We start from the raw sequence: 24899 nt of genomic DNA on the forward strand, positions 1-24899 counted from the left end.
GTTTAAGAGGGGGAAGTTACGGCAAACCTGTAGACCCTTGAATGCTTCAGCCTCAACACCTCAACACCTCAACACCTCAACACCTCAACACCTCAACCCTCAACCCTCAACCCTCAACCCTCAACCCTTAACCCTCCAACCCTCCAACCCTCCAACCCTCCAACCCTCCAACCCTCCAACCCTCCAACCCTCCAATCCTCCAATCCTCAACCATCAACCATCAACCCTCCAATCCTTAATCCCCCCATAAAATAATAGAAGACAAGAAATCGCCCCTTTTAAATGGCTGGACCACACACCATTTAAAAGGAGCGATTCTTTTAACACACATTATAGTCTATAGATCAATATTCTTCCTTTAACTGTTATTAATCAGCAACAAATACCGATGCAACCGCTTATTGTAGCTCAGACCAGAAAGGTTTTTATAAAATCCTGCATAAAATACAACATTTTCTTCATTATATTGGCCCAAATTCAAAATTGTTGTACCAAATGCAGCATTTTCTCTTTTACAAGAGGTTTAACGGGAGGATTGTTGTATTTCGTACAACAATCCTTCCGCACATCCAGATATCTAGGGATCAAAGTTGTAAAACGTACAACAATTATGCCTGCAGAGCTTCTTCAGAGTCTCAATTCTGCCGGTAACTAATCAGGTGTGAAGAGAGAAATGAATTATTGCGCTAATCCCACCAGCGATTACTGGCAACTTGTGGAGTTGTTAACTAAAGTGTAATTAGGATAGATCATATCCGTTTCTAATAGATGAACCAACTTTTGGTGTAAGCACGGAATGCGTCCATTACTGATCCTTCCAGCGCTGAACGGTCAGCGTGACGGTCTGTGCACCGCCCGCCGGAGTTAGCGACCTGTTCGCAATATCCGCCCCGCCGGATGCTGTCTCTACCGAAGCCCAGCTACCGCGCGTCAGCTTATACGTCACTGCTGTTCCTGCCGGAAGGCTCACGGTGATGGAGTATATACCATCGCTGCCTTTAGTCAGCAAGTACGCCGGATCTGCTGCATTCCACCTGTTGAAAGACCCCGTTAGATAGACTGGCCCGGATGCTGGTGTAGAACCCGGAACGGTCACCCTGAAGGTTATGCTGTCTGCCTGCGGCTCTCCGGTGCTAAGACTTCCGCCGGTCAGACTCGAGCTGCCAACATTAAAGTGATAATTGCTGCCGCCGTTATTATCCCAGGTTCCGCTGCCGTTATTAAAAGCTGCAGTAAGGCCTGTTGCAGTTCCGAGCTGGATGGTAATCGCCTTGTAACCGCTAAATGCGGATGCCTGCATCTGCACGCCCGGCGAGGTGGTCCAGACCGTCGCCCCATCCAGCTTGTAATGAATATACGAATTGCTGTAGGCTGAATTCTTGTAATAGATCGTGGCCGTATTGCCCACCGGCGTGGCGGTTGGCACCGGAGTCGTAGTCGGCGTAGCCGTCGGTACCGCTGTCGGCGTAGCCGTCGGTGCCGCTGTAGGCGTAGCCGTCGGTGCCGCTGTAGGCGTAGCCGTCGGTGCCACTGTCGGCGTAGCCGTTGGCGCCACTGTCGGCGTAGCCGTTGGCACCGCTGTAGGCGTAGCCGTTGGCGCCACTGTCGGCGTAGCCGTTGGCACAACTGTCGGCGTGGCCGTTGGCGCCACTGTCGGCGTCGCGGTCGGCGTGGCCGTCGGAACAGCCGGAGCGCCCGCCTGGATTTGCCCGGTAGGGGTATAGGTCCAGGTGCCGGTGCCGAACAGATAATTGCTGCCGCCGTTACTGTCCCAGGTACCGCTGCCGTTATTGAAGCAGGCTTCCAGCTGGGTGGCGGAGCCGATATTGATCGTGATTTTGTTATAACCTGCCACTTCAGCCGCAGGAATCGCTACGCCCGGCGCCGTCGTCCAGGTGCCCGCAGCCGGACGGTAGTGAATGTACGGTGTGGTGTAGCCCTTCTTGTAATAGATCGTCACATTATTCCCCGCCGGAGTTGTGGCCACTGCTGCTGCACTCAGTCCGGACAGATTGCCCGAAGCGTCATACGCTTTGACCTTGTATTCATATGTCGTAGAGGAGGACAAGCCGCTGTCTGTATAAGAAGCAGACGGTGATGTACCTATCTTAATGCCATCGCGGTAGACCTCGTACCCTGTCACACGGATATTATCGGTAGCTGCATTCCATGTCAGCAAGGCCGAGGAGGCATTGACCACAGCTGCCTGAAGATTAGCCGGCACAGACGGGGCTTCCGTGTCCGGAACTGCAGGCACATCGGTAATAAACGGATGCGTTCCCTCAACGGTTCCCTGCATGCTCTCGGTATATTTTCCGTTTGCCAATGTGTATTTGCCGGCTCCGACATAGACCTGCTGGATATCGCTTTTCGTTACATTACCCTTAGCGTCTGTGGCTTCAATATAGTAGTCCACCAGCTGGTCACGATAATCCGAGATATAACTGAAATACAGATTGCCGATGTCCGTAGCCGGAACCTTCTGCATGATGGCCTTGCTGCTTGGCTGCCAGTCGACCCCGTTGATATCGGTGCTGAGGTCGCGGACCGTCATCGGGTATTCCGTCCAGGCACCAACCTTGGCAGGGTCAATATTGGATATTCCTGCTGCGGCCAGACCCGCCGGGTCATAGACCTTAAAAGTATTGTCCGCAGCATCTGCCGTCTTGTCGCGGTGTGCCCGGACCTTCACCTTGATATCGCTGATACCGCTGGTGTCGAAGGCGTAGGTATAAATGGAGAACACATTATTGAAATGCTGCAGCGTCCAGCCCTCCGCCTTGCTGACATTCGCGCTGCCCGGATTGTACGGGTAACGCTGCGGCCACCATACGGAGGGGCCGGTTTTGTCTTTGGCCAGCTTTTGCGTAACATAAGGCTTGGAGAAATACAGCGATTGATTGAAGGACAGTGCCGGCTTCACGCTGTCATCCACATTCTCATCGTAATACCCGAAGCCGGAGTCCATCGCCGGGAGCAGGAAATACCAGGCTAATTCAGCCGGATTGGCGCCGCCGGCATAATCGCTTGCGGTGTTCCCTTTGACCGGATAGGAGATCATCCAAGGGTTAAGCTGATTGCCCTCGTAAGTCACCTCGCGGTCAATCGGATTGACCGGCTTCCAGTAATTCGGATGCTCATCCAGCCAGATCTGCTCGGCTGTCTTGGCATAATTCAGGGAAGCCTGCAGCAGGGCGAAGTTACGCTCCAGATAGTGGTACCCCTTCTCGAAGGATACGGTCATGCCTTCTTCGACACCGGACAGATTCTTCTTCGGCGCATAAGAGGTGCCGTTCACCTGATTGAAGCTGGCAAACTGGCCTTTCCAGATGCCGAACGGCAGATGCCAGTGGTACCAGGTCGGATCGGAGGAGGAATCCCGGGTATCAATCCATGAGCCGTCCTGAACATGGACTACATCGGAGGCGGCTGGTGTATTATTGCGCAGATACTCGTCAATTCCCATACCGGTAACACCGCTGCTGGCATAGGTCACATTCCCGGCATTGCGCCAGGTCTCCTCGGAACCTGCCCGGCCCGAAGAATTATCCCCGTCATGCGCGACCACAAAAATCTGCTTCTGCGCGACCAGATTCTCATACGGCTTAAGCACATCTGCTTTTACCTGACCCAGATACCCTTCTTCCCATGACTGCGCCTGTGCAACCGGAACGCCGACCACTTTGGATTCTGCCCCGGTTGCCGGGTCCACATAACGGACCCAATGGGCTGTAGAGGCAAAAGGATACTTGTTATAGACAACCTGCTGTTCGTTGAACATCGGTTCATTCACCCAGGAGCCTACGGTGCTGACATTCTGCAGATCACTGCGGTTGGGCGGTGAGACCATCGTATCCGTGCCGGGACTGTTCAGCAGCGGATAGTCCTTAAGCGTACGGGAGAAATGGTTGTTGCCGATTACGGACCACTGAATGCCGAGCTTTTGCAGGACGGGAATTATCCGTTCAGAGAAACCCAGCTCTGTCGGGAAAAATCCCTTAGAGGACTTGTAGCTGCTTCCGAGAAAATAAGGCTGAGCCAATGTGGCTCCATGATAGATCATATCCTTGAGCAAATAGTCGTTGCCGACCAGCGGACCCATAGAGTGATGCCCGGAGAAATGGATCAGATCGAGCATATTGCTGCCGTTTGTTGTTTTGAGCTGATCGACGGCGTTCTTCCAGGGAGTACCCCAAGCCGGATTATTGTATCCGCTTACATTACCCTGCTGAATAATACTGTTCACGTTATTTACAACCGAGCCGGACATTGTAACATGCATCTGCGCCTGGGGATAATTGCTGTGCAGCGTGTTAGCCACGCTCCAGGGCCAGGTTAGATAGGCTCCTGTCTTCGCGTGATGTGAATAATAGGAGACCAGATCATCATGCGGCATCGGGGAACCGTTCGGCAAATAATAGGTATATCCCGCAGGAGGGTTCTGCTTCAACTGGATGACTTCACCATCATACGTATAGCGGATCGGACTTCCTGCCGGGGCAGCGTTATAGGAGTTCAAATCATAGTACGCCCAGAAATTCGGCATATGGTTATGGTACACATGCGTAGCGGCAATATCTGCCGAGACATTGGTGACTGTTGCCGGAACAATCAGAAGCATGCCCAGCAGCAGGGCTGTGATTTTGCGCCAATACCTGGATTTCTTCATCAGCAACCAGCTCCTCTCTCTTCAACCACATCAGCTTATTCAAAAGAACGGGGGCGCCGGAATTCATCCTTTGCCCCCTGTCATTCCCTATTGATCCTTCCAGCGCTGCACGGTCAGCGTGACGGTCTGTGCGCCGCCCGCCGGTGTGAGCGCACGGTTCGCAATATCTGCTCCGCCGGATGCGGTCTCTACCGTAGCCCAGCTGCCGCGCGTCAGCTTATACGTCACTGCTGTTCCTGCCGGAAGGCTCAGGGTGATGGAATAGACTCCGTCACTGCCCTTGGTCAGCAGATATGCGGGGTCAGCCGCGTTCCAGCTGTTGAACGACCCGGTCAGATAGACAGGCCCGCTCGCTGGAGTGGTGGCCGGAACAGTGACCCGGAAGGTCACGCTGTCCGCCTGAGGTTCTCCGGCGGTAAGACTTCCCCCCACAAGGCTTGAGCTGCCTGCGCCAAAGTGATAATTGCTGCCGCCATTGCTGTCCCAGGTTCCGCTGCCGTTATTGAACGCTGCAGTAAGTCCGGTTGCGGTTCCGAGCTCGATGGTAATCGCTTTGTAGCCGCTGAATGCGGATGCCTGCATCTGCACGCCCGGCGAGGTCGTCCAGGTGCTTGCCCCATCCAGCTTGTAATGGATATAGGAGTTGGTATAGGCCGTATTCTTGTAGTAGATCGTCGCTGTATTCCCTACCGGAGTGGCGGTTGGCACCGGAGTTGCTGTCGGCGTAACCGTTGGTGTCGCGGTCGGTGTGGCTGTTGGCGTAGCGGTAGGTGCCACTGTCGGTGTCGCGGTCGGTGTAGCTGTTGGTGTAGCTGTTGGTGTTGCGGTTGGCGTTGGTGTCGCGGTCGGTGTCGGCGTCACCGTTGGTGTTGCCGTTGGCATCGATGACGGCGCAACGGGTCCGCCCGCCTGAATATTCCCGGCCCCAGTATACGTCCAAGTGCCGGTACCGAATAGATAATTGCTGCCGCCGTTGCTGTCCCAGGTGCCGCTGCCGTTATTGAAGCAGGCCTCCAGCTGGGTGGCCGCACCGATGTTGATGGTGATTTTGTTGTAACCTGCCACTTCAGCCGCAGGAATTGCTACGCCCGGCGATGTCGTCCAGGTTCCCGCAGCCGGGCGGTAGTGGATGTAAGGTGTGGTGTAGCCCTGCTTGTAATAGATCGTCACACTATTTCCGGCAGGCGTGACGATCAGTGCAGCCGCGCTGAATGCCGAGAGGTTGGCGGCGGCGTCATACGCTTTTATCGTATACGAGTAGTTCGTACTGCCAGATAAGCCGTTGTCTGTGTAAGAGGTAGTTGCCGAGGTCCCAATCTTGACCCCATTGCGGTAAATCTCGTAACCTGTAACCCCGACATAATCGGTGGAAGCCGTCCAGGTCACAAGCGCACTGGAGGCATTCTGCACAGTGGCTGTTACATTCGCCGGAACAGACGGCGCCTGGGTATCAACTATTGGCTGCGTCTTGGAGTAGATTTTGGCGGAGTTCGCACTGAGTGTGACTGTAATTTGCTTCCCGGTTGCCCCGCCGGATTGTACGGTTACCGTGTCTGAGGTATTCAACTGGTTAATCAGTACTGTCCCCACAGTCAGAGTACTTTCGGCGCGCAGCGGAATCGTAACGGTCTGCGATCCGCCCGAAGCGTTACTGAATGCGGAGATGACTTCCTGTCCCACATTGGTCCCGCTGTCAATCCGGCGGGAGAACGCGTACAGGTTCTGGGCAGACCACATTTCACGCTGGGTGCCGGTGCGCAGCGCAGGATTATTTTTGCGGATTTCGTTAAGCTTGGCTACATGCTTGTAGGTGCTGGCGTTCTCATTGAAATAATTCTCCACCACGTTGCCGCTTGCATCACGCTTCACCATAGACCAGCGGTTCCACGTATCAGCAATACCGCCAGTCATAATCTGGCCGTTCCCGTTGCCTTTATTCTGTTCTGTACCCTGGAACACCACCGGGGTTCCGCGCACAGTGAAGATGAAGGACAAGGCATTCTGCAGCTTCTCAACACTGCCTCCGGCCTCTGTCAGGAAGCGGTTGCGGTCATGATTATCAATGAAGGTAACCATATGATTCGCATTGCCGTTGTAATAGGAATCGAGAGCCAGTGTACTCTTAATATTGGAATCGAAGGATTGGCCGTAAGCAAAGCTATTCAGCACGGAGAAGAACAGCGGGAAATCAAGCATCCCCCATTCCTTGCTGCTGCCAACCCAGCGGGAGACAAATTCGGCATTGCCGTCAAAATTCTCTCCGAAGGTGTTCACACCCAGCAGCGTCTGCAGCTCCCCGATATCCGTCGGCTTCATCAGCTTGGCGGCATCAACGCGGGCACCATCTGCACCTGTATAATCAAACCAGCCTTTAATCGAGCTGAAGATGGCCTGCTTGGCGGCAGGAACATCGAAGTCGATATCATCCAGTCCGCCCAGATCGTGATTCTCCAAATAATCCTGGGCCCACTGATCATATCGTCCGTCTGCCAGCGACCAGTTGATATCCCCGTTATGGTGATACCAGGCCGGATTATTGAAAGGGGCAACCGGCTGCAACGCCGGGATATCATAATAAGCCTGGGTTCCCAGCATATAATCGCCGATATGGTTCGGAACAACGTCGATGATGACCTTGATTCCGAGCGCATGCGCTGAATCTACCAGCTCCTTCAGCTTCTCTTTTGTACCGAAATAAGGATTGGCCGCATTGGGATCTTTGACATTGTAGCCGTGGTAGGCTGTGTTCTTCCCTGTCCCGTTATTCTCGCGGTTGGTCATCTGCGGCTCGGCAACCGGAGAGATCCAGATCGCCGTATAGCCCATATTATGAATATAGGGGAGCTTATTGATAACTCCCTGCCAGTCTCCACCCTTCATATAACGGAAATCCTCTTCAGAGGTCTCTCCATAGCGGATGGCGGCTCCTGTTGCATTATTGGAGGAGTCTCCGTCATTGAAACGGTCAACCATAATCTGATAAATCGTGTCATTCTCTGTAACCGTACCGATACTGGCCGCTTCAGCCTTAACTGGAGGCAGAACAAATAAATTCATCGTGATCGAAAGAACCATGGATGTGATAAGGACGGGGATAAGCCAATGTTTACGTTTCATTCTTCATCTCCCTCTCATAAATGCGTATGCACAACACTTTCTGCCAAAAAGAACAAGCTACCGTCTACAGCCTCATCTTACTCACTTCAGGGAAACCGGTTTCCCCACTAAAAATTAACATGGACTTGTATGCGCTGTCAAGACATATAAATTGATCTTCCTTAGAACCCGTATCCCATATAGGATAACGATTCTGCAATACGCAGAAAATCCCCCGTTTAGCATCATCCGGCAGCATGCACCTCCGCGGACAGGCACCGGTTTCGATTTCATTTAGAGGCGCACCGCAAAAAGACCCCTTTCATCAAACAGAAAGAGGTCTCACTATCACTGAATAAATATACTATTTTATTCATATCATCCAACAAATCACTGTCACAGGGAGATTGCTAAGCTGTTTATTTAAATACCGGCTCCCGGAACTGGGCCAGCTTGGCCGCGGAATCCTTCTCCACATCGGCATGCAGGCTGTTGCCATGCGCATCCATGGTGACGATAGCGGCGAATCCGTCTACCTGCAGATGCCACATGGCCTCCGGAATTCCGAACTCCATGAAATCAACCGCGTTAACCTTCTTGATGCATTCCGCATAATACTGGGCTGCACCGCCAATAGCGTTGAGATAGACGCCGCCGTGTTCGCCTAATGCCTTCAACGTTTTCGGGCCCATCCCGCCTTTGCCGATTACTGCACGGATGCCGAATTTCTTAATGATATCGCCTTGATAAGGCTCCTCGCGGATGCTGGTGGTCGGACCGGCAGCCTTCACATGCCAGCCCTCATCATCCTTCAGCATAACCGGACCACAGTGATAGATGACAGCACCGTTCAAGTCGACGGGAGCGTCGTGATCCATCAGATATTTGTGCAGGGCATCGCGGCCGGTGTGCATCTCGCCGGAGAGAATAACTACATCACCAACGCGCAGGCTGCGGATATCCTCCTCGCTGATCGGCGTGGTCAGGCGGATTTCGCGCGAACCACCCGATACGGCGGAGCCTGCGGCAGCAGGTTCGATTACCTTGCCGTTACCCGGGATAGCAGCATCAGAAGCAGCTTCCCCAGTTCCTGACAAGATGGCCGGAGCCGCAGGAATCGTTGCATCCTCTGGAATCATGCCCTGCGAAATGCCGTCAGCAGCAGAGACAGCTACCGGTTCAGTTACTTGCACTAAGGCTTCTTCCCCTTCTACAGAAATGCCTGTGCCGCTCTCATAGAGCCATTCCTTAATGTCCCCGGTTGCCGGATTTACCAGTATCCCCTGACGGCGGAAGGCCCAGCAATTATATGCCACCGAGACAAAGAAGCTCGCCGGCAGCCGGTTCATCACTCCGATTTTGCAGCCCAGCAGCGTAACTTCACCGCCGAAGCCCATCGTTCCGATCCCGAGCTTGTTGGCATTCTCCATAATGTAATCTTCCAGCTTGCCCAGATCTTGGGTGGGATTCACATCCTCGACCTTGCGGAACAGCTGCTTCTTGGCCAGCTCATAGCCCGTTGTACGGTCACCGCCGATGCCTACGCCAATGAAGCCTGCACTGCACCCCTGGCCCTGCGCCTGATAGACCGAATGAAGAATACATTTGCGGATGCCGTCAAGATCACGTCCGGCTTTGCCCAGACCCTCCAGCTCTGCCGGGAGACTATACTGAATATTCTTATTCTCGCAGCCGCCGCCCTTCAGAATGAGCCTTACATCAATGCCTTCCTCTTCCCACTGCTCGAAATGAATCACCGGCGTGCCTGCACCCAGATTGTCCCCGCTGTTCTCGCCTGTAAGGGAATCTACGGAATTGGGCCGCAGCTTGCCGTTCTTCGTCGCCCGGATTATCGCGCTATGAATATCCTTCTTCATCTCTATCTGATTCACGCCTACCGGCGTATGAATTATAAAAGTCGGCATCCCTGTATCCTGGCAGATCGGCGATACCTGGAGCTCAGCCATGCCGATATTCTGGGCAATCGTGGTCAGTGCCAGTCCGGAGCGGGTCGCCTTGTCTTCCAGCGCACGCCCTTTGGCGACCGCCCGGCGTACATCACCCGGCAAATTCGTGGAGGTCTCTACGATCAGATTATAAATGCTGTCTTCAAAATGCTGCATCTTCATTCAGTCTCCTCTCCATCTGTTTCAAGCTGCCCTAACTCTGTTACAATTAGTTATTATCATATCATATTAAGCCGCTCATGAAAGGGGTTACTTAAAAATTGAACTACCATTTCTCTGCCTATCTCTACCGGCTGCAATATATCCAGCGCTGGAGCCTCATGCGCAGCACCGCCCCGGAGAACGTGGCGCAGCATTCGTTCCAGGTGGCCCTGCTGGCGCACATGCTGTGCACCATCGGCAATGTCCACTTCGGCCGGTCGCTGAACGCCGACCGCGCATCCACAATGGCGTTGTTCCACGACGCCACCGAGGTATTCACCGGCGACATCGCCACGCCGGTGAAGCATAACAACCCGCTGCTGCTGTCCAGCTTCCGCGAGATGGAGCGGGTCGCCGCTGAGCGCCTCGCGGCGATGATCCCGCCGGAGCTGAGCGCAGTCTATGCGCCGCTCCTGCAGCCGCAGGACAGCCCGCCCGGCTCCGAGGATGCCGGACTGCTCCGCTACGTCAAGGCGGCGGATGTGCTCGACGCCTATCTGAAATGCGTCTGGGAAACCGCCGCAGGCAACCGCGAATTCGCGGCCGCCCGGGAGCAGACGGCTGCGAAGCTGCACGGGCTCGCCCTGCCGGAGATGGAGTATTTCCTTACCCATATGGCTCCGGGCTTCGAGCTGTCGCTGGACGAGCTGTCTTCAAGTATGAGTCCTGAGAAGCCAGCCGACTAGCCGGAAACCTTGCGGCCTCTTGAAGAATGCAGCATCGCACCGTCCGTTTAGCCCTGCAATGCAAATAACCCGCCTCACGGCGGGTTATTTGTATCAAGTTAAGGCATGGCTAACGGCTCATCCAGGCTGTCCCAGTCCTTGAACACCGGCTGCAGCCCTTTTGCCTCGAGCATCTCCTTAATCTCCTGCACGCTGCGGTTGTCTGAGATTTCAAACTGCGGGGTGCCGCCTTCCAGAGAATGTCCGCCTACTTCAGTGGATACCCCTGCAGACATCCTGGTGATGCCGAGATGGACCAGATGATCGCGCAGGGCTGCCGGCTCCCGCGTGGACAGTGAAATACCGGAACGCGGCAGAAACAGGCGGTAGGCCAGGATAATCTGCACCAGCGCACGGTCGGTTACATCACTCGCAGGATTAAATTCCCCCAGGTACGGCCGAAAACGGGGAATGGACAAACCGATTTCGCACTCCGGATACTTGTCCTGTAAGTACCTGGCGTGCAGTGCAGTCGCGAGGGCCTCCTGACGCCATTCGTACATTCCCAGCAGGGCTCCGATATTTACCGAGCGGAATCCGGCCAGGCAGCCACGCTCAGGCGCATCCAGTCGGTTGCGGTACACCCGCTTGGGACCCTTCACATGCAGCTGGCGGTAAGTCTCCTGATGATAGACCTCCTGATACAGCGTCAGACCGTCTACTCCTGCCTGTCTGAGGTCAGCGTATTCTTCGGTAGTGAGCGGATTCACTTCAATGCTGACTGAAGAGAAATAGCCTCGGAGCACCTCCACGCAGTCTTTCAGATAACTGACCGGACTTTCATTCCGGGATTCTCCGGTCAGAATCAGAATGTGGCGCAGCCCTGTGGCTGCGATCGTCTCCGCTTCCCGCCGGACCTCCTCCAGTGTCAGTTTTTTGCGCGGAAAATCATAGATAGAGCTAAAGCTGCAGTAGGTACAATGGTTGACGCAGAAATCAGCCAGATACATCGGTGTAAACAGCTGCATCACATGACCGAATTGAGCACGTGTCAATCTATGGGCTTTCTGCGCCATCTCTTCGAGGTAAGGCTCCGCTGCCGGTGACAGCAAAGCCATCAGCCCGTCCTCGTCCAGCTGCTCCAGACGAAGCGCCCGCTTCACATCAAGCGCAGTATACTGCTTCCATACCCCCTCGTAGGGAAGCTTGTCCAGCCGGGTCAGCCTATCATAAAAGCTCATGTCCTTCCTCCCTCTTCATAAACAGCATCAGTCATGCCAGAAATCCGGTCAGCGGCGAAGAAGCTGCGGCTGTCTCTTCCACCGGCCCCAGCCCGGCCAGATAGGCCTTCCGCCCCGCCGACACCGCTTCGCGGAATGCCTCCGCCATCAGCTGCGGGTCCCGGGCGGTGGCAATTGCCGTATTCAGCAGCACAGCGGCTGCGCCCATTTCCATCGCCTCAGCAGCCTCGGAGGGTCTGCCAATACCGGCATCCACGATGATGGGCAGACCCGTTTCTGATATCAGAATCCGGATCAGCTCCTTGGTCTGCAGCCCGCGGTTAGAGCCGATTGGCGCTCCCAGCGGCATGACGGCTGCAGCTCCGGCCGCCTTCAGCCGGAGTGCGGCTGACAGATCAGGACTCATGTAGGGCAGAACTACGAAACCCTCCGCAGCTAGGATTTCCGTGGCTCGGATCGTCTCGGTATTATCAGGCAGAAGATATTTCTGATCATTGATAACCTCAATCTTCACCCAGTCTCCCAGACCCGCTGACCTTGCCAGCCGGGCAATGCGTACCGCTTCCTCTGCGGTGCGCGCACCGGAGGTATTGGGCAGCAGCGTCATGTGGGAAGGAATATGGCTGATAATATTGTCCTTGCTCTCCGGATCTACCCGGCGCAGGGCAACCGTAATGACCTGTGAACCCGAGCGGGCGATCACTTCGGGAATAAGAGTGTTGCGGCTGTATTTTCCGGTCCCGATGAACAGTCTGCTCGTTAAAGTAACTCCTCCAATAATCAAAGGATCCTGCATCATATCGCCTCCTGTGATAAGTCGTTGCCTTTATTTTAATTGCTTATTGCATTCTTGCATCTGCCGCACGCACAGTTACCAGTTACCTAGCCTCCGCCGACAAAATGAACCAGCTCAACTCGGTCACCTTCATTCAGCAATGTATCTTCATAAACCTCTCTGCCGGCAAGCTCACCATTCAGCTCCACAATAACCAGCTTCCCGGTCCACTCAGGCCGGGCCAGAAGATCAGCCAGCGTCCGGCAGCTCTCTTCATACCTTCCTCTGCGTCCGTTAACGGTCAAATTCATTCCAGTTCACCTCCTTTGCCCGGTATGGGGAGTCATTCAGGACTTCAGCATACGCTGCGGCCTGAACGGATGATCTATAGGCCTGAGCGGCGCCAGCAGGGTCCATCGCTCCGCATATCCCGGACATTACGGCTATTCCGGCAGCCCCCTTCGACAGAACGATTCCGGTATTGCCCGGTGTGATGCCTCCGATAGCAATCAGCGGTATACTGCTGGAGCGGACGGCCACTTCCAGCTGCTCCAGGCCCCGTTCCTGCTGTCCGGGCTTGCAGACCGTGGGGAATACATGTCCATACAGACAAAAGTCCGCTCCCTGCTGTCCGGCGCGTGCCGCTTCCTCCGGGGAATGCACCGACCTGCCCAGCCGCAGGCCCGGGGCAATGCCGTGCGCCTTGGCAGGCGGCAGGCTGTGCCAAGCCAATTGGACGCCGGCTGCCCCTGCTGCCAGAGCCACATCAATCCGGTCATTAATGACCAGCTTAGAGGGAGGAACCCCTGCTTGGAGCAACCGCTCAGCGGCAGCCAGAAGCTCCTGTGCGGACAGGGCTTTTTCCCGGAGATGGATATAATCCACCGTGGTATGTACAGCAGCAGCCAGTCCGGCAAACTGCTCCTGATTCAGCCTCCCGTCCGAGATCAAATGGAGTTCTTTCAACACCTTCACCTTCCCTTCTATACGGCATTCCGGAAAATACAAAAAGACCGCCCCCTGTATCAGGAAGCAGTCCGGAATATAAGCAGGAATACCGGGTAAGCCGTTACCCCCGCTGCATTATTCATTCTCCACTTCCCTACGCTGGTATAAACCAGATCAGGTTCAAAGGGTCCGAACAGATATGTTCGTCTCAGCCTTGCGGCACCCCTAGTGATCGTTCATATTCTATTGTTCTTGCAGTTTGTATATTAGCATATTATTCCTGTAAGAGCTATTCTTTAATAGATTCAATCATTTGCTCCAAGCGGATGAAGCGGCAAAAAAGCCAGCCTTCCGGCTGACTTTTCATCTGTTGAACGTTTGATTCTTTAAACCAGTATAAACTGATCCGGCTTACATAGCAGTGCCAATGGTCAGCCGTTAACGATCTCGCCGCCGTTCACATGCATGACCTGACCGCTTACATAAGAGGAATCGTCAGAAGCCAGATACACATAGGCCGGTGCCAGCTCCTCGGGCTGTCCCGGACGCTTCATCGGCTGGGTGCCGCCGAATTCACTGACCTTCTTCGCGTCAAACGTAGACGGAATCAGCGGCGTCCAGATCGGGCCCGGTGCTACCGCATTCACGCGGATGCCTTTGTCTGCGAGATTCATCGACAGGGAGCGGGTGAAGCTGAGAATTGCTCCTTTGGTGGACGAATAGTCCAGCAGCTGCGGGCTGCCGCGGTACGCCGTGATAGACGTAGTGTTGATGATCGTGGAGCCTTTTTTGAGATGGGGCATCGCTGCCTTGGTCAGATAGAACATGGAGAATATATTCGTCCGGAACGTCCGCTCCAGCTGCTCGGCGGTAATGTCCTCAATCTTATCCTGCGGATGCTGCTCTGCCGCATTGTTGATCAGGATGTCCAGCTTGCCGAGTCCCTCAATGGTTTTATTAATCAGATCCTGGCAGAAGGCCTCGACCCCGATATCACCGGAGATCAGAATACACTTCCGACCCTCCTGCTCCACCTGGCGTTTGGTTTCTTCCGCATCTTCATGCTCATTCAGATAGGATATCACCACATCTGCGCCTTCTTTGGCAAAATGAACGGCAACCGCACGCCCGATTCCACTGTCCCCTCCGGTAATGAGTGCGGCCTTGCCCAGCAGCTTGCCTGCTGCCTTGTAAGCTGAGGTTTCAAACTCCGGAAGCGGGTTCATCTCGCTTTCAATTCCGGGCTGCTGGTCCTGTACCTGCGGAGGCAGGGTTTTGACGGGTTGTTTGCTGGTGTCTGGCATAATCCATTCTCCTTTCGCTGTACCGTTATACTGTTTTTACTAATCATGTTAGGTTGGCTAAAAGTCTGGTGTTTATGCATCATACTTGCCTAGCAAAAATCGCTTTACGTTATTTTACTTACCACATAGGGAAGCCGGCCAAACAGAAAATCTTCAGTCCAACGCGTTCCCCGGTCCATTATAGAGCCTGCAGAAGGAGAGTTATCCTCATGTCCAAAAAATCAAAAACCATCATCGTTGCCGTCAAAGGTGTCATCCTGTATCAAGGCAGAATCCTCCTCGTCAAGCGGGCTGCCGCCGATTCTGCAGGTGCCGGAAGCTGGGAATGTGCCGGAGGCAAAATCGAATTCGGTGAAAGTCTGGAGGCTGCACTGGAAAGAGAAATTCTCGAGGAAACCGGACTGGCGGTTACGACAGAACGTATCCTTTACGCGGTAACCCTGCTCACAGACCCTGCGAGACAGGTAGTGATTATCACCTATTTATGCCGCGCAGCCCGTGGCGAAATCCAGCTCTCGGAAGAGCATACCGATTACCGCTGGTGCACCGTGAGCGAAATGAACGCCCTGCTGTCACCGCAGATTATCGCTGACTTTCAGGAGCACGGCATTTTTGAGCTGGAAGGGTTGTTACGGTAAGTAATGAACGGTTTCTACAAGAATATTATATATATCCGGACATTTTTATATCCTATACTTTTTCTTGGAAGACAACCATCTTCACTGGAGGGTTCACTATCTGCAATGGGAAATGAAAATGAGATTATACGATTGACTAACGCGACGTTAATCGACGGAACGGGGCGCCAGCCGCTGCACAATGCAAGCATTGAAATTGTTAATGGCCGGTTCGGCATGGTTGCCGGGCAAGGGAGCAGCGGGCTGGAGCATGACTCAGTAACGGAGATAGATCTTGAGGGGATTGTGGTCCTGCCGGGATTTATTCATACCCATGCACACACCAGCTTCAAATTCATACAGAACGAGCCTCTTCACGGGTACCATAAGGAATATTTAGCCGCCTGTCTCTCAGAAGGAATAACCACGATCCGTGACGAGGGGATGACTACAGCCGCAACGCTTGACGATGTGACGGCACACACACAAGCACTGGACCGCGGATCTTTTCCCCGAATAATCACAACCGGCAAAGTCTTCACGGCTCCCGGCGGGTATGGCGGGCAGGCCCCTATCGGAGTTGGAAGTGCGGATGAAGCCAGATTGAAGGTCCGCGAGGTATTAGAACAAGGGATACATTGTATCAAAACAGCGCTTGAAGACGGTTACGATTCCAGTACAATCGGACTGCCACAGCTGAATCAGGAGCTTCTGGAGAGCATCTGCAGGGAAGCCCGGAGGATGGGGGCTTATGTGTCAGCTCATGTAACCAGTGCACGCAACCTTCAGATTCTGGTGAATGCGGGGATTAACGATGCTGCGCATATGATTTACGACCGGCTGGACGATGACCTGATCCAGCAAATGACAGCCTCCAGTATCCGGATCGTCCCCACACTCACTGTACTGAAGATGTTTCAGGACAAATTCGGCGCCCCTCTGTTAGAACAAGGACTGGATAATGTCCGGAGATTCGTTCAGGCAGGCGGAGAAATTGGCCTCGGGGATGATTTCATCGAAGAAGAAAGCCCGTGGTACAGGCTGGGAATGCCATGGGAAGAAATTCGTTTATTGGGCGAGGCGGGTCTCACCCCGATGCAGATTATCACAGCCGCCACTTCAACCGGTGCAAAGATATGCAATCTGGCGGAAGAGATTGGCACGATTGAGACGGGCAAAAAGGCAGATCTGTTTGTGATAGAGGGCAACCCGCTTACGGATATAGACAATCTCCGGAAAGTCAGATTTGTGATGATGGACGGCAGGGTCGTATCGAAATAGGGGGTTATATTGTTTGATTTAAGACCGCTTTCCCAAGGAAAGCGGCCTTTTTCAATTTATAGTGCCCTGTATGGTTCCCGGCAGTCCTATCTACAACTGATCCGCCACTGCCTTCAACGCAATAATCTTGTTCGCCGCCGTTACCTCCAGCACCGCCTTCTGCGCATCCGTCAACTACATTTGGCCCTGTTACCTCCATGGAGGCACATTCTGTTCGATTTTTCGCATACATTCGGCTTGATCACCTCCCCGGAAGCTGATTGTATTCGATTTTTCGCATACATTCAGCACGGTTACCTCCGCGGAGGCACCTTGTGTTCGATTTTTCGCATACATTCGTCCCGGTTACCTTCTCGGAGGCACATTGTGTTCGGTTTTTCGCATACATTCGGCTCGATCACCTTCTCGGAAGCTCATTGTGTTCGATTTTTCGCATACATTATCCCCTCATTTGGCCCAGCTTCCGGAGCTTCAGCGGAGTTCCCGTTGCAAGAACACATCGTCCTTCAAACGGATCTGCTTCAGTGTCTTACACAACAAAAGGCCCTGGCAGCCTAAGCTGCCAGAGCCTTTGATACTCGCGTTCCTCCCTATAAATCAGGAGCCAGGTTTAAATAAGGCGACGGTACACCATGAAAAAGATCATGATAACCAGCACGACCATCAGCAGCAGGCTCATGGTCCGGATCTTGGCGGTTTCGGCAGAGACATCACGGTTCTCCCGCATTCCGGCCGCAGCCAGGCGCAGGGGTCTGCTCATGATGCCGCCAAGCGCAAACATCGCCAGGAGCAGCACAACAACAACGATCATCCAGGCGACAGAATAGTCACCCTTGGTCATCATATAGCCTCCGGTCAACAGCTGGATAACTAGTCCATACTGGGCAAAGCGGTTGAAGCCGCCGATGGCGCTCAAGGTACCTTCCTTCGCCGGGGCGGACAGCTTCGCCGTCCCGCTCAGAATAAACGGCAATACCAGATAGAAGCCAAGCGCCAGCGTGCCGATCATATGCAGGAAAAAGAAAATACGGTCCATATCAATCTCCTCCGATTACATTGTAGGATTAAATAGCAGCAAAGCCCAATCTCTGCCAGCAAAAAGGGGCTTCAGCAGCCGCCCGCTAACGTTATTTACACAGTTACTGCTGAAGTGACTGCACGGACAGAATCGGCTGATTTATCCAGAGCTGCCTTCTCTTCTGCCGTAAGCTCCAGCTCGAAAATCTTCTCGATGCCATCCGCACCGAGGAGCGCCGGAATACCCATGAATAAATTATCGTAACCATATTCACCTTCAAGCAGGGCAATTACAGGAATAATCCGTTTCTTGTCCTTGAGGATTGCTTCCGTCATCTGAACCAGTGACGCGGCGGGTGCATAATAAGCGCTGCCGTTACCCAGCAGGCTGACGATTTCACCGCCGCCGACACGGGTACGCTGCACAATCTCAGCAATGCGTTCCGCAGGGATGAGCGTGTCGATCGGAATACCGCCAACACTGGAATAACGCACAAGCGGAACCATATCATCCCCATGACCGCCCAGTACGAAACCGCGTACATCTTCAACCGAAACATTAAGCTCCTGGGCGATGAATGTACAGTAACGTGCTGTATCGAGTACGCCGGATTGTCCGATTACGCGATTCTTCGGAAAGCCGAGTGCATTGTAAGCCACATAAGTCATGGCATCGACCGGATTGCTCAGAATGATCACGATAGATTCGGGGGCTACCCGTTTCACGTTCTCGCAGACCGACTTGACGATGCCCGCATTGGTATTGACCAGATCATCACGGCTCATGCCGGGCTTGCGTGCAATCCCTGCCGTAATAATGACGATGTCGGAATCGGCTGCATCTTCGTAGCTTGAAGTTCCGGTGATCTGGGCATCGAATTTCTGCACAGGTCCGGCTTCCAGCATATCAAGCGCTTTACCTTTGGTCGGATTCTCCAGTTGGGGAATATCGAGCAGCACTACATTGCCAAGCTCCTTCTGGGCAAGCATAAGCGCCGTAGTCGCACCGGTGAATCCGGCACCTACGACAGTGATTTTATAACGTTTGATGGCCACGGGAAGACCTCCTAAGGGTTGGATAGCATACACTTCGTTCATTTCACTTCGCAAGACTGCCCCGGAGCATGAACCAATGATGTTGAATGGGCTGGCAGATGCACAAGCATAAGTATAAGCTGCACGTATGTGCAGCTTATACTTGTTATATACCAGTTAGCCTGCTTATAGATTGCTGATAATCTCGTCAGCAAAGGCGGAGCATTTCAGCTCTGTAGCGCCTTCCATCTGGCGGGCAAAGTCATAAGTAACCGTCTTATTGTTAATCGCGGTGCTCATTCCCTTATAGATCAGGTCAGCCGCTTCCTGCCAGCCCAGATGCTCAAGCAGCATAACGCCGGAGAGAATAACCGAACCCGGATTCACAACGTCCTTATCCGCATATTTAGGTGCTGTACCATGAGTAGCTTCAAAAATAGCATGTCCAGTAATATAGTTAATGTTCGCTCCCGGAGCGATACCGATGCCGCCGATCTGGGCAGCCAGTGCGTCGGAGAGGTAATCCCCGTTCAGGTTCAGCGTCGCGATGACATCGAAATCGGTCGGACGGGTCAATACCTGCTGCAGAGCAATGTCGGCGATAGCGTCCTTGACAATAACTTTGCCGGCTGCTTCGGCTTCCTTCTGGGCAGCATTTGCTGCAGCTTCACCATCACGTTCCTTGATGACATCATATTGGTTCCAGGTGAAGACCTTGTCGCCGAACTCCTGTTCAGCCACTTCGTAGCCCCAGTTCTTAAATGCACCTTCGGTGAATTTCATGATATTGCCTTTGTGTACCAGCGTTACGCTCTTGCGTCCGTGCTTGATGGCATACTCAACCGCAGAACGCACCAGGCGCTTTGAGCCTTCCTCGGATACAGGCTTAATGCCGATACCGGAAGTTTCCGGGAAGCGAATCTTGTTCACGCCCATTTCCTTCTGCAGGAACTCGATAACCTTCTTCACTTCAGGGGAACCTTCCTGATATTCAATCCCGGCATAGATATCTTCAGTATTCTCACGGAAAATAACCATATCCACCAGCTCCGGATGCTTCACTGGTGAAGGAACACCATCGAAATAACGTACCGGACGCAGACATACATACAGGTCCAGCTCCTGGCGCAGCGCCACATTCAGAGAGCGGATACCGCCTCCGATCGGAGTTGTCAGCGGGCCTTTGATGGCTACAATATACTCGCGGATTGCTTCCAGTGTGTCATTCGGCAGCCATTCACCATATGTATTGAAGGCTTTCTCGCCGGCAAAAACTTCGTACCAGGCAATCTGCTTCGTGCCGCCGTAAGCTTTCTCTACAGCCGCATCCAGCACCCGCTTGGAGGCTTTCCAAATGTCACGGCCTGTACCGTCACCCTCGATAAAAGGGATGATCGGCTGATCCGGAACCAGCAGCTTGCCGTCTTCGATTGTAATTTGTTCGCCTTCTGTGGGCAGATCGTACTTTTCCAGTTTCAACATTAGTGGGAATTCCTCCTAAAAGTATGATGTACAAGCAATAATCAATAAGCAGTTGCTGCATATATTATAGTTCATTGTACTAAAGGGGTGGAGCGGCCCGCAAGGGGCCGCCTTGTTATCGTTCGTCTACAGGGACGTATTTCATGTCGGACATGCCGGTATATTCCGCACGCGGCCGGATAATCCGGTTGTCTTCATACTGCTCCAGAATATGCGCAGTCCAGCCCGAGGTCCGGCTGATCGCGAAGATCGGAGTGAACAGCTCACGTTCAATACCCAGCTGTGTATAGACGGATGCCGAATAGAAGTCGACATTCGGTTTGAGCCCTTTTTGCCCCGCAATCAGCTCTTCAACCTTGACCGACATGTCATAGAGCGTAGTATCATTCTTCATCGTGCCCAGCTCATAGGACATCTTCATCAGATGTTTGGCCCGCGGATCTCCGTTCTTGTATACACGGTGTCCGAAGCCCATGATCTTCTCACGGCGTTCCAGCTTGCCTTGGACATACGGCTCAACGGCATCGAGCGTGCCGATTTCCTCCAGCATCTTCATCACGGCTTCATTCGCACCGCCATGCAGCGGCCCCTTAAGCGCGCCAATAGCCGAAGTAACTCCGGAATAGATGTCAGACAGTGTAGCCACAGTTACCCGTCCGGCAAAAGTGGAAGCATTCAGCTCATGGTCTGCATGCAGCACGAGGGCTGTATCCAGTGCCTTGACGGATACGATATCCGGCTGCTCTCCCCACAGCATGTAGAGGAAGTTCTCGGCGATGGTCAGGCCTTCCTTCGGTGCTACCGGCTCAAGTCCCTTACGGATGCGTGCCAATGCGGCAACCACAGTCGGAATCTGTGCCTGAAGCTTCACAGCTTTGATCTGATTCGCTTCACGGCTCATATCATCCGCAGCCTCGTCGTACAGTGCCAGGGCGGATACGGCGGAGCGCAGGGCCGCCATCGTGTTGGCTTCCTTCGGATACAGCTTCATCTGGGCAAGCACCTGATCCGGGATCTGGGCTGAAGCGCTCAGGTCGCGGCGCAGCGTTTCAAGCTCCGGTACCGTCGGCAGATTGCCGAACCACAGCAAATAAGCGGTCTCCTCAAAGGTGGCATTATCCGCCAGATCATCAATATCATAACCGCGGTAAGTGAGCACTCCATCCACAATGGAGCTGATCGATGAGGTCGTTGCAACGATGCCTTCAAGTCCTTTAGTAGCTGTCATAGTATCTCTCTCCTTTGCCAACAAGGGTATATAATGCTGGTTCTAACCTCATGAAAACATTTACATTTTTAAGTATTTCAATTCTCCGCAAAAGGCGTTAGGACAGGGGCTGAAGATTGCAACTATATTTCTGCTGTTTAACCTGTAATAATCATACCGGATTTTGACGGTTATGTGAACAACGTGGGAGCTTTGCAGCGGATCAAATGATTTTATCGGAGAGATAGAAAAAAACTAACGAAAAACCTGTTTCATGATTACGCTTTCAGGTTAGTAAGCTTCTCCATTCTGCCCTTTTCGTCCCTGCTAGTCTTTTCGCATGCTCTATGAATATACATAAGACGAGCAGTTATTCCTTGTACACCCGTTAGAGTAGGAGGGACCGGATATCGATACACTTGTACTCAAAAGAGTGCTGCGCGGCCTGTGGGTCGTGCTTGCCGCCGCCGTGATCCTGCTGGCTGTTTATGTACTGCTGCCGCTCCTCTATCCCCTGCTGCTGGCCTGGCTGCTGGCTTACCTTATACATCCGCTGGTGCTGATCCTGCGGGGGCTGAAGCTCCCTGGCTGGCTGGCGGTGGCCCTCTCACTGCTTTTTTATATTGGAGGTACGGGCCTCGTACTGACCGCGCTGATTACCCGGCTGGTGAAGGAGCTCATTGTGCTGCTCCAGACCTTCGACCTCCATACAGACCAATGGCGCGAGCTGCTGCTGAAGGTTAGCCGCAACGCCAGCATTCAGAATATTATTAACCAGATCAACCAGTTTTACCACGACAATCCGGGTTACCATGCCACGATTGACAGTAATATCAGCAGAACTACGGAAACTGTAGGCCACGCCATGACACAGCTGATCACCGGATTCTTCAACATGATTCTGGGACTGATCTCCTCGCTGCCGAGCCTCGGCACGATTCTGATCGTGATCGTACTGGCCGCCTTCTTCCTCAGCACCGGCTGGGAACGGCATAACGCCAAGCTGCTCTCACTCCTCCCCGCACCGCTGCTGCGGCCGGTCTCGGAGATCTGGAAGGATCTGCGCAAGGCGCTGTTCGGTTACCTCCGTGCCCAGCTCGTGCTGATCTCCGTAACTGCAGTGATCGTAATCATCGGCCTGCTGCTTCTGGGCGTAGACTCTGCCTTCGCCATTGGCCTGACCATCGGCATCGTCGATCTGGTGCCTTATCTCGGGGTTGGCATCGTGATCCTCCCCTGGGCGCTGTATTCCTACATGACCGGGAACCTGGCTCTGGCGGTCGGCCTTCTGGTGCTGTATGGCATCATTCTGATCACCCGGCAGGTCCTTGAGCCGAAGGTGCTGGCCAGCAGCATCGGGCTGGACCCGCTCGCCATGCTGATCGGCATGTTCGCCGGACTTCAGCTGTTCGGCATGCTCGGCCTGATCCTCGGCCCGGTGCTGCTCGTCATACTGGACGCGTTCGGCCGCGCCGGCGTGTTCCGCGCACTGCGCAGCTACATCCTCAGCGGCCGGCTGCATTAGCTTTATACGCCAATACCTCACAAGCTCCTTAAATGCCAGTAGAGCAAATAGCCGGTCACGGTCTGAACCTCCGTCCCCATACACCGGGCCCGTTTGCGCTATCGGCCGCACATTGTATTCGGTTTTTCGCATACATTAGGCCCGTTTGCGCTATCGGCCGCACATTGTATTCGGTTTTTCGCATACATTAGGCCCGTTTGCGCTGTCAGCCGCACATTGTATTCGGTTTTTCGCATACATTAGGTCCGTTTGCGATATCCGGCATACATTGTATTCGGTTTTTCGCATACATCGGCCCATTTACTCTATCCGCCGCACATTGTATTCGGTTTTTCGCATACATCGGGCCCATTTACTCTATCCGCCGCACATTGTATTCGGTTTTTCGCATACATTGGGCCCATTTGCGCTATCCGCCGCACATTGTATTCGGTTTTTCGCATACATTAGGTCCGTTTGCGATATCCGGCACACATTGTATTCGGTTTTTCGCATACATCGGGCCCGTTTGCACTATCCGCCGCACATTGCTCCACAGCCCCCTAATGAAGTTGGAGTCCTCCCCCATAAAAATGTAGACTGAATACAGGAGGAGGATGAACACAATGGGACACTTAACGGGAACAAGAGAGAAGGCAGCGCAAGAGGTGTTGTCTGGCATTAAGGCAGCGGTGGTTGCCCGAAAATATGGGGTGACCCCAGCGACGGTGAATCAGTGGGTGAGAGATTACCGAGGGGCCCATGGGGAACAAGATCATCCGTATCCCCAGGAGCAGGTGGAGGAACTGAAGCGCCTCCTGGAAGTGGAGCAGAAATACGAGAAGGCCGTCAAGATACTCGGCGAAAAGGAGTTAGAGATTGAGATTCTGCGTGAACTGCTAAAAAAGCCAACCCCTGCTTATCCGAAAAAATCGAGGTAGCCGACATGTTCATTAAGCAGGGGAATACCGCAGCTTTGGTACTGCGTCTCATGGGGCTAGCAGAGTCCACGTACTACGACCGTAAGAAACGCAGGTCACTGTCCCCAAAGGCCGATCAAAGGGGGCGTGGAAGACCCCAGCCAGGCTACTCCTTTAACGAGTCTGGGGAAAAGATTAGTGACGAGGAGATCCAGGAATGGCTGCTGGAATTAATCGCTGGAGAAGAGCACGTGTACGGGTACAAACTCCTGGCCAAGTGCTTGTGGAACCAGCGCCGGTTGAAGCTCAATCACAAGAAAAGCTACCGGCTGTGTCAGGCGCTGGATATCCTGCAGCCCCAGCGTCAGAAGCGCTTTAAGCATCCCCGGAAGCTGCCGGAGAACCGAGTCATTACAGGAGCGAGCCAGCTCTGGCAGATGGACATTAAATACGGGTATGTGGAGGGACGTGACCGGCATTTCTTTGTCCTGAGCATTATCGATGTGTTTACCCGTGTCATCGTCGGCTACCACCGGGGATCGTCGTGTGAGGCCAAGCACGCCTGCCAGACGCTGGCGCGCGCCATGGAGCATCACTGCGCCCCTGAAGGCGCTCGCCCTGTGATCCGCACCGACAACGGCCCACAGTTCATCAGCCACCTGTTTGGCGACATGTGTGAAAGCTGGGAAATGACCCATGAACGTATTCCGCCTCGAACGCCGGATTTAAATGCTTTTATTGAATCATTCCACAGTAATATCGATCGGGATTTGTTCCGCAAAGAGGCATTCGAAACGTTCGAAGAGGCCTATGAAGCGGTGGACCGGTACATGGACTTTTACAACAATCGCAGAATGCATACGAGCCTTCGTAACCTGCCGCCAGCTACCTTTGCAGAGTGGGTGCTGACCCTAGAAGACCGCTCCCGCTTCTTCTGGCCGAGAGAAAAAGCGAAATAAAGAGCATATCT

At 53.6% G+C, this 24899-nt stretch carries 19 protein-coding genes and 1 riboswitch; of the genes, 6 read left to right on the forward strand and 13 right to left on the reverse strand.

Annotated elements, in window-relative coordinates:
* Positions 1–805: 805 nt before the first annotated feature.
* The 3 genes from NYE33_RS29250 to NYE33_RS29260 form a co-directional block, all read right to left on the reverse strand.
* Complete coding sequence (locus tag NYE33_RS29250; protein ID WP_341068906.1) at positions 806–4669, reverse strand: carbohydrate binding domain-containing protein; 3864 nt, start codon at positions 4667–4669, stop codon at positions 806–808.
* Positions 4670–4756: 87 nt separating this feature from the next.
* Complete coding sequence (locus NYE33_RS29255) at positions 4757–7786, reverse strand: carbohydrate binding domain-containing protein (protein ID WP_341068908.1); 3030 nt, start codon at positions 7784–7786, stop codon at positions 4757–4759.
* A 398-nt stretch (positions 7787–8184) separates the two neighbouring features.
* Positions 8185–9888 (reverse strand): fumarate hydratase, encoded by a 1704-nt coding sequence (locus NYE33_RS29260; protein WP_340947169.1) that lies wholly within the window; start codon positions 9886–9888, stop codon positions 8185–8187.
* A 104-nt stretch (positions 9889–9992) separates the two neighbouring features.
* On the opposite strand from NYE33_RS29260, the gene yfbR reads away from it, so the two are divergent.
* Positions 9993–10619, forward strand: coding sequence for a 5'-deoxynucleotidase (yfbR, locus tag NYE33_RS29265; protein ID WP_076242753.1), 627 nt, complete (start codon positions 9993–9995; stop codon positions 10617–10619).
* A gap of 98 nt (positions 10620–10717) precedes the next feature.
* On the opposite strand, the gene thiH is transcribed toward yfbR, so the two are convergent.
* From thiH to NYE33_RS29290, 5 genes are all read right to left on the reverse strand, one after another.
* Positions 10718–11839, reverse strand: a complete 1122-nt coding sequence (gene thiH, locus NYE33_RS29270) for a 2-iminoacetate synthase ThiH (RefSeq protein WP_341068910.1) — start codon at positions 11837–11839, stop codon at positions 10718–10720.
* Between the two features lie 31 nt (positions 11840–11870).
* Positions 11871–12635, reverse strand: a complete 765-nt coding sequence (locus NYE33_RS29275) for a thiazole synthase (RefSeq protein WP_042135433.1) — start codon at positions 12633–12635, stop codon at positions 11871–11873.
* An 86-nt stretch (positions 12636–12721) separates the two neighbouring features.
* A complete protein-coding gene (thiS, locus tag NYE33_RS29280) occupies positions 12722–12925 on the reverse strand; it encodes a sulfur carrier protein ThiS (RefSeq protein WP_076242751.1) in 204 nt (67 codons plus the stop codon).
* Positions 12909–13583: a thiamine phosphate synthase gene (locus NYE33_RS29285; protein ID WP_341068911.1), complete on the reverse strand. Its 675-nt coding sequence runs from the start codon at positions 13581–13583 to the stop codon at positions 12909–12911. Before NYE33_RS29285 ends, thiS begins: the two co-directional genes overlap by 17 nt.
* A gap of 113 nt (positions 13584–13696) precedes the next feature.
* Positions 13697–13799, reverse strand: a riboswitch (TPP riboswitch).
* Between the two features lie 194 nt (positions 13800–13993).
* A complete protein-coding gene (locus NYE33_RS29290) occupies positions 13994–14866 on the reverse strand; it encodes an SDR family oxidoreductase (RefSeq protein ID WP_042234663.1) in 873 nt (290 codons plus the stop codon).
* 209 nt (positions 14867–15075) lie between these two features.
* On the opposite strand from NYE33_RS29290, the gene NYE33_RS29295 reads away from it, so the two are divergent.
* Positions 15076–15504 carry an NUDIX hydrolase gene (locus NYE33_RS29295; protein ID WP_171718639.1) on the forward strand — a complete coding sequence of 143 codons (429 nt, stop codon included), beginning with the start codon at positions 15076–15078 and terminating at the stop codon, positions 15502–15504.
* A gap of 105 nt (positions 15505–15609) precedes the next feature.
* Positions 15610–16764 carry an amidohydrolase family protein gene (locus NYE33_RS29300; protein ID WP_341068912.1) on the forward strand — a complete coding sequence of 385 codons (1155 nt, stop codon included), beginning with the start codon at positions 15610–15612 and terminating at the stop codon, positions 16762–16764.
* 4 nt (positions 16765–16768) lie between these two features.
* Here NYE33_RS29300 and NYE33_RS29305 read toward each other — a convergent pair whose 3' ends face one another.
* From NYE33_RS29305 to NYE33_RS29325, 5 genes are all read right to left on the reverse strand, one after another.
* On the reverse strand, positions 16769–16996 hold the full coding sequence (locus NYE33_RS29305; RefSeq protein WP_156118580.1) for a hypothetical protein: 228 nt from the start codon (positions 16994–16996) through the stop codon (positions 16769–16771).
* 378 nt (positions 16997–17374) lie between these two features.
* Positions 17375–17800, reverse strand: coding sequence for a hypothetical protein (locus tag NYE33_RS29310; RefSeq protein ID WP_039307717.1), 426 nt, complete (start codon positions 17798–17800; stop codon positions 17375–17377).
* A gap of 95 nt (positions 17801–17895) precedes the next feature.
* Positions 17896–18837, reverse strand: a complete 942-nt coding sequence (gene mdh, locus NYE33_RS29315; RefSeq protein WP_039307689.1) for a malate dehydrogenase — start codon at positions 18835–18837, stop codon at positions 17896–17898.
* 165 nt (positions 18838–19002) lie between these two features.
* Positions 19003–20298 (reverse strand): NADP-dependent isocitrate dehydrogenase, encoded by a 1296-nt coding sequence (icd, locus tag NYE33_RS29320; RefSeq protein ID WP_341068913.1) that lies wholly within the window; start codon positions 20296–20298, stop codon positions 19003–19005.
* Between the two features lie 115 nt (positions 20299–20413).
* Complete coding sequence (locus tag NYE33_RS29325; RefSeq protein WP_341068914.1) at positions 20414–21526, reverse strand: citrate/2-methylcitrate synthase; 1113 nt, start codon at positions 21524–21526, stop codon at positions 20414–20416.
* A 388-nt stretch (positions 21527–21914) separates the two neighbouring features.
* Here NYE33_RS29325 and ytvI point away from each other — a divergent pair, with 388 nt between their 5' ends.
* The 3 genes from ytvI (at position 21915) to NYE33_RS29340 (ending at position 24888) form a co-directional block, all read left to right on the forward strand.
* The gene (gene ytvI, locus NYE33_RS29330; RefSeq protein WP_039307681.1) at positions 21915–23030 is read left to right on the forward strand and encodes a sporulation integral membrane protein YtvI; all 1116 of its coding nucleotides are present in this window, start codon (positions 21915–21917) and stop codon (positions 23028–23030) included.
* 605 nt (positions 23031–23635) lie between these two features.
* Entirely contained in the window at positions 23636–23950 is a 315-nt protein-coding gene (locus NYE33_RS29335; protein ID WP_052421685.1) for a helix-turn-helix domain-containing protein, read from the forward strand.
* Between the two features lie 5 nt (positions 23951–23955).
* Positions 23956–24888, forward strand: a complete 933-nt coding sequence (locus NYE33_RS29340; RefSeq protein ID WP_341068915.1) for an IS3 family transposase — start codon at positions 23956–23958, stop codon at positions 24886–24888.
* Positions 24889–24899 lie beyond the last annotated feature (11 nt).

It is taken from the genome of Paenibacillus sp. FSL R10-2199 (genome assembly GCF_038000235.1).
Taxonomy (GTDB): Bacteria; Bacillota; Bacilli; order Paenibacillales; family Paenibacillaceae; genus Paenibacillus_AQ; species Paenibacillus_AQ phytohabitans.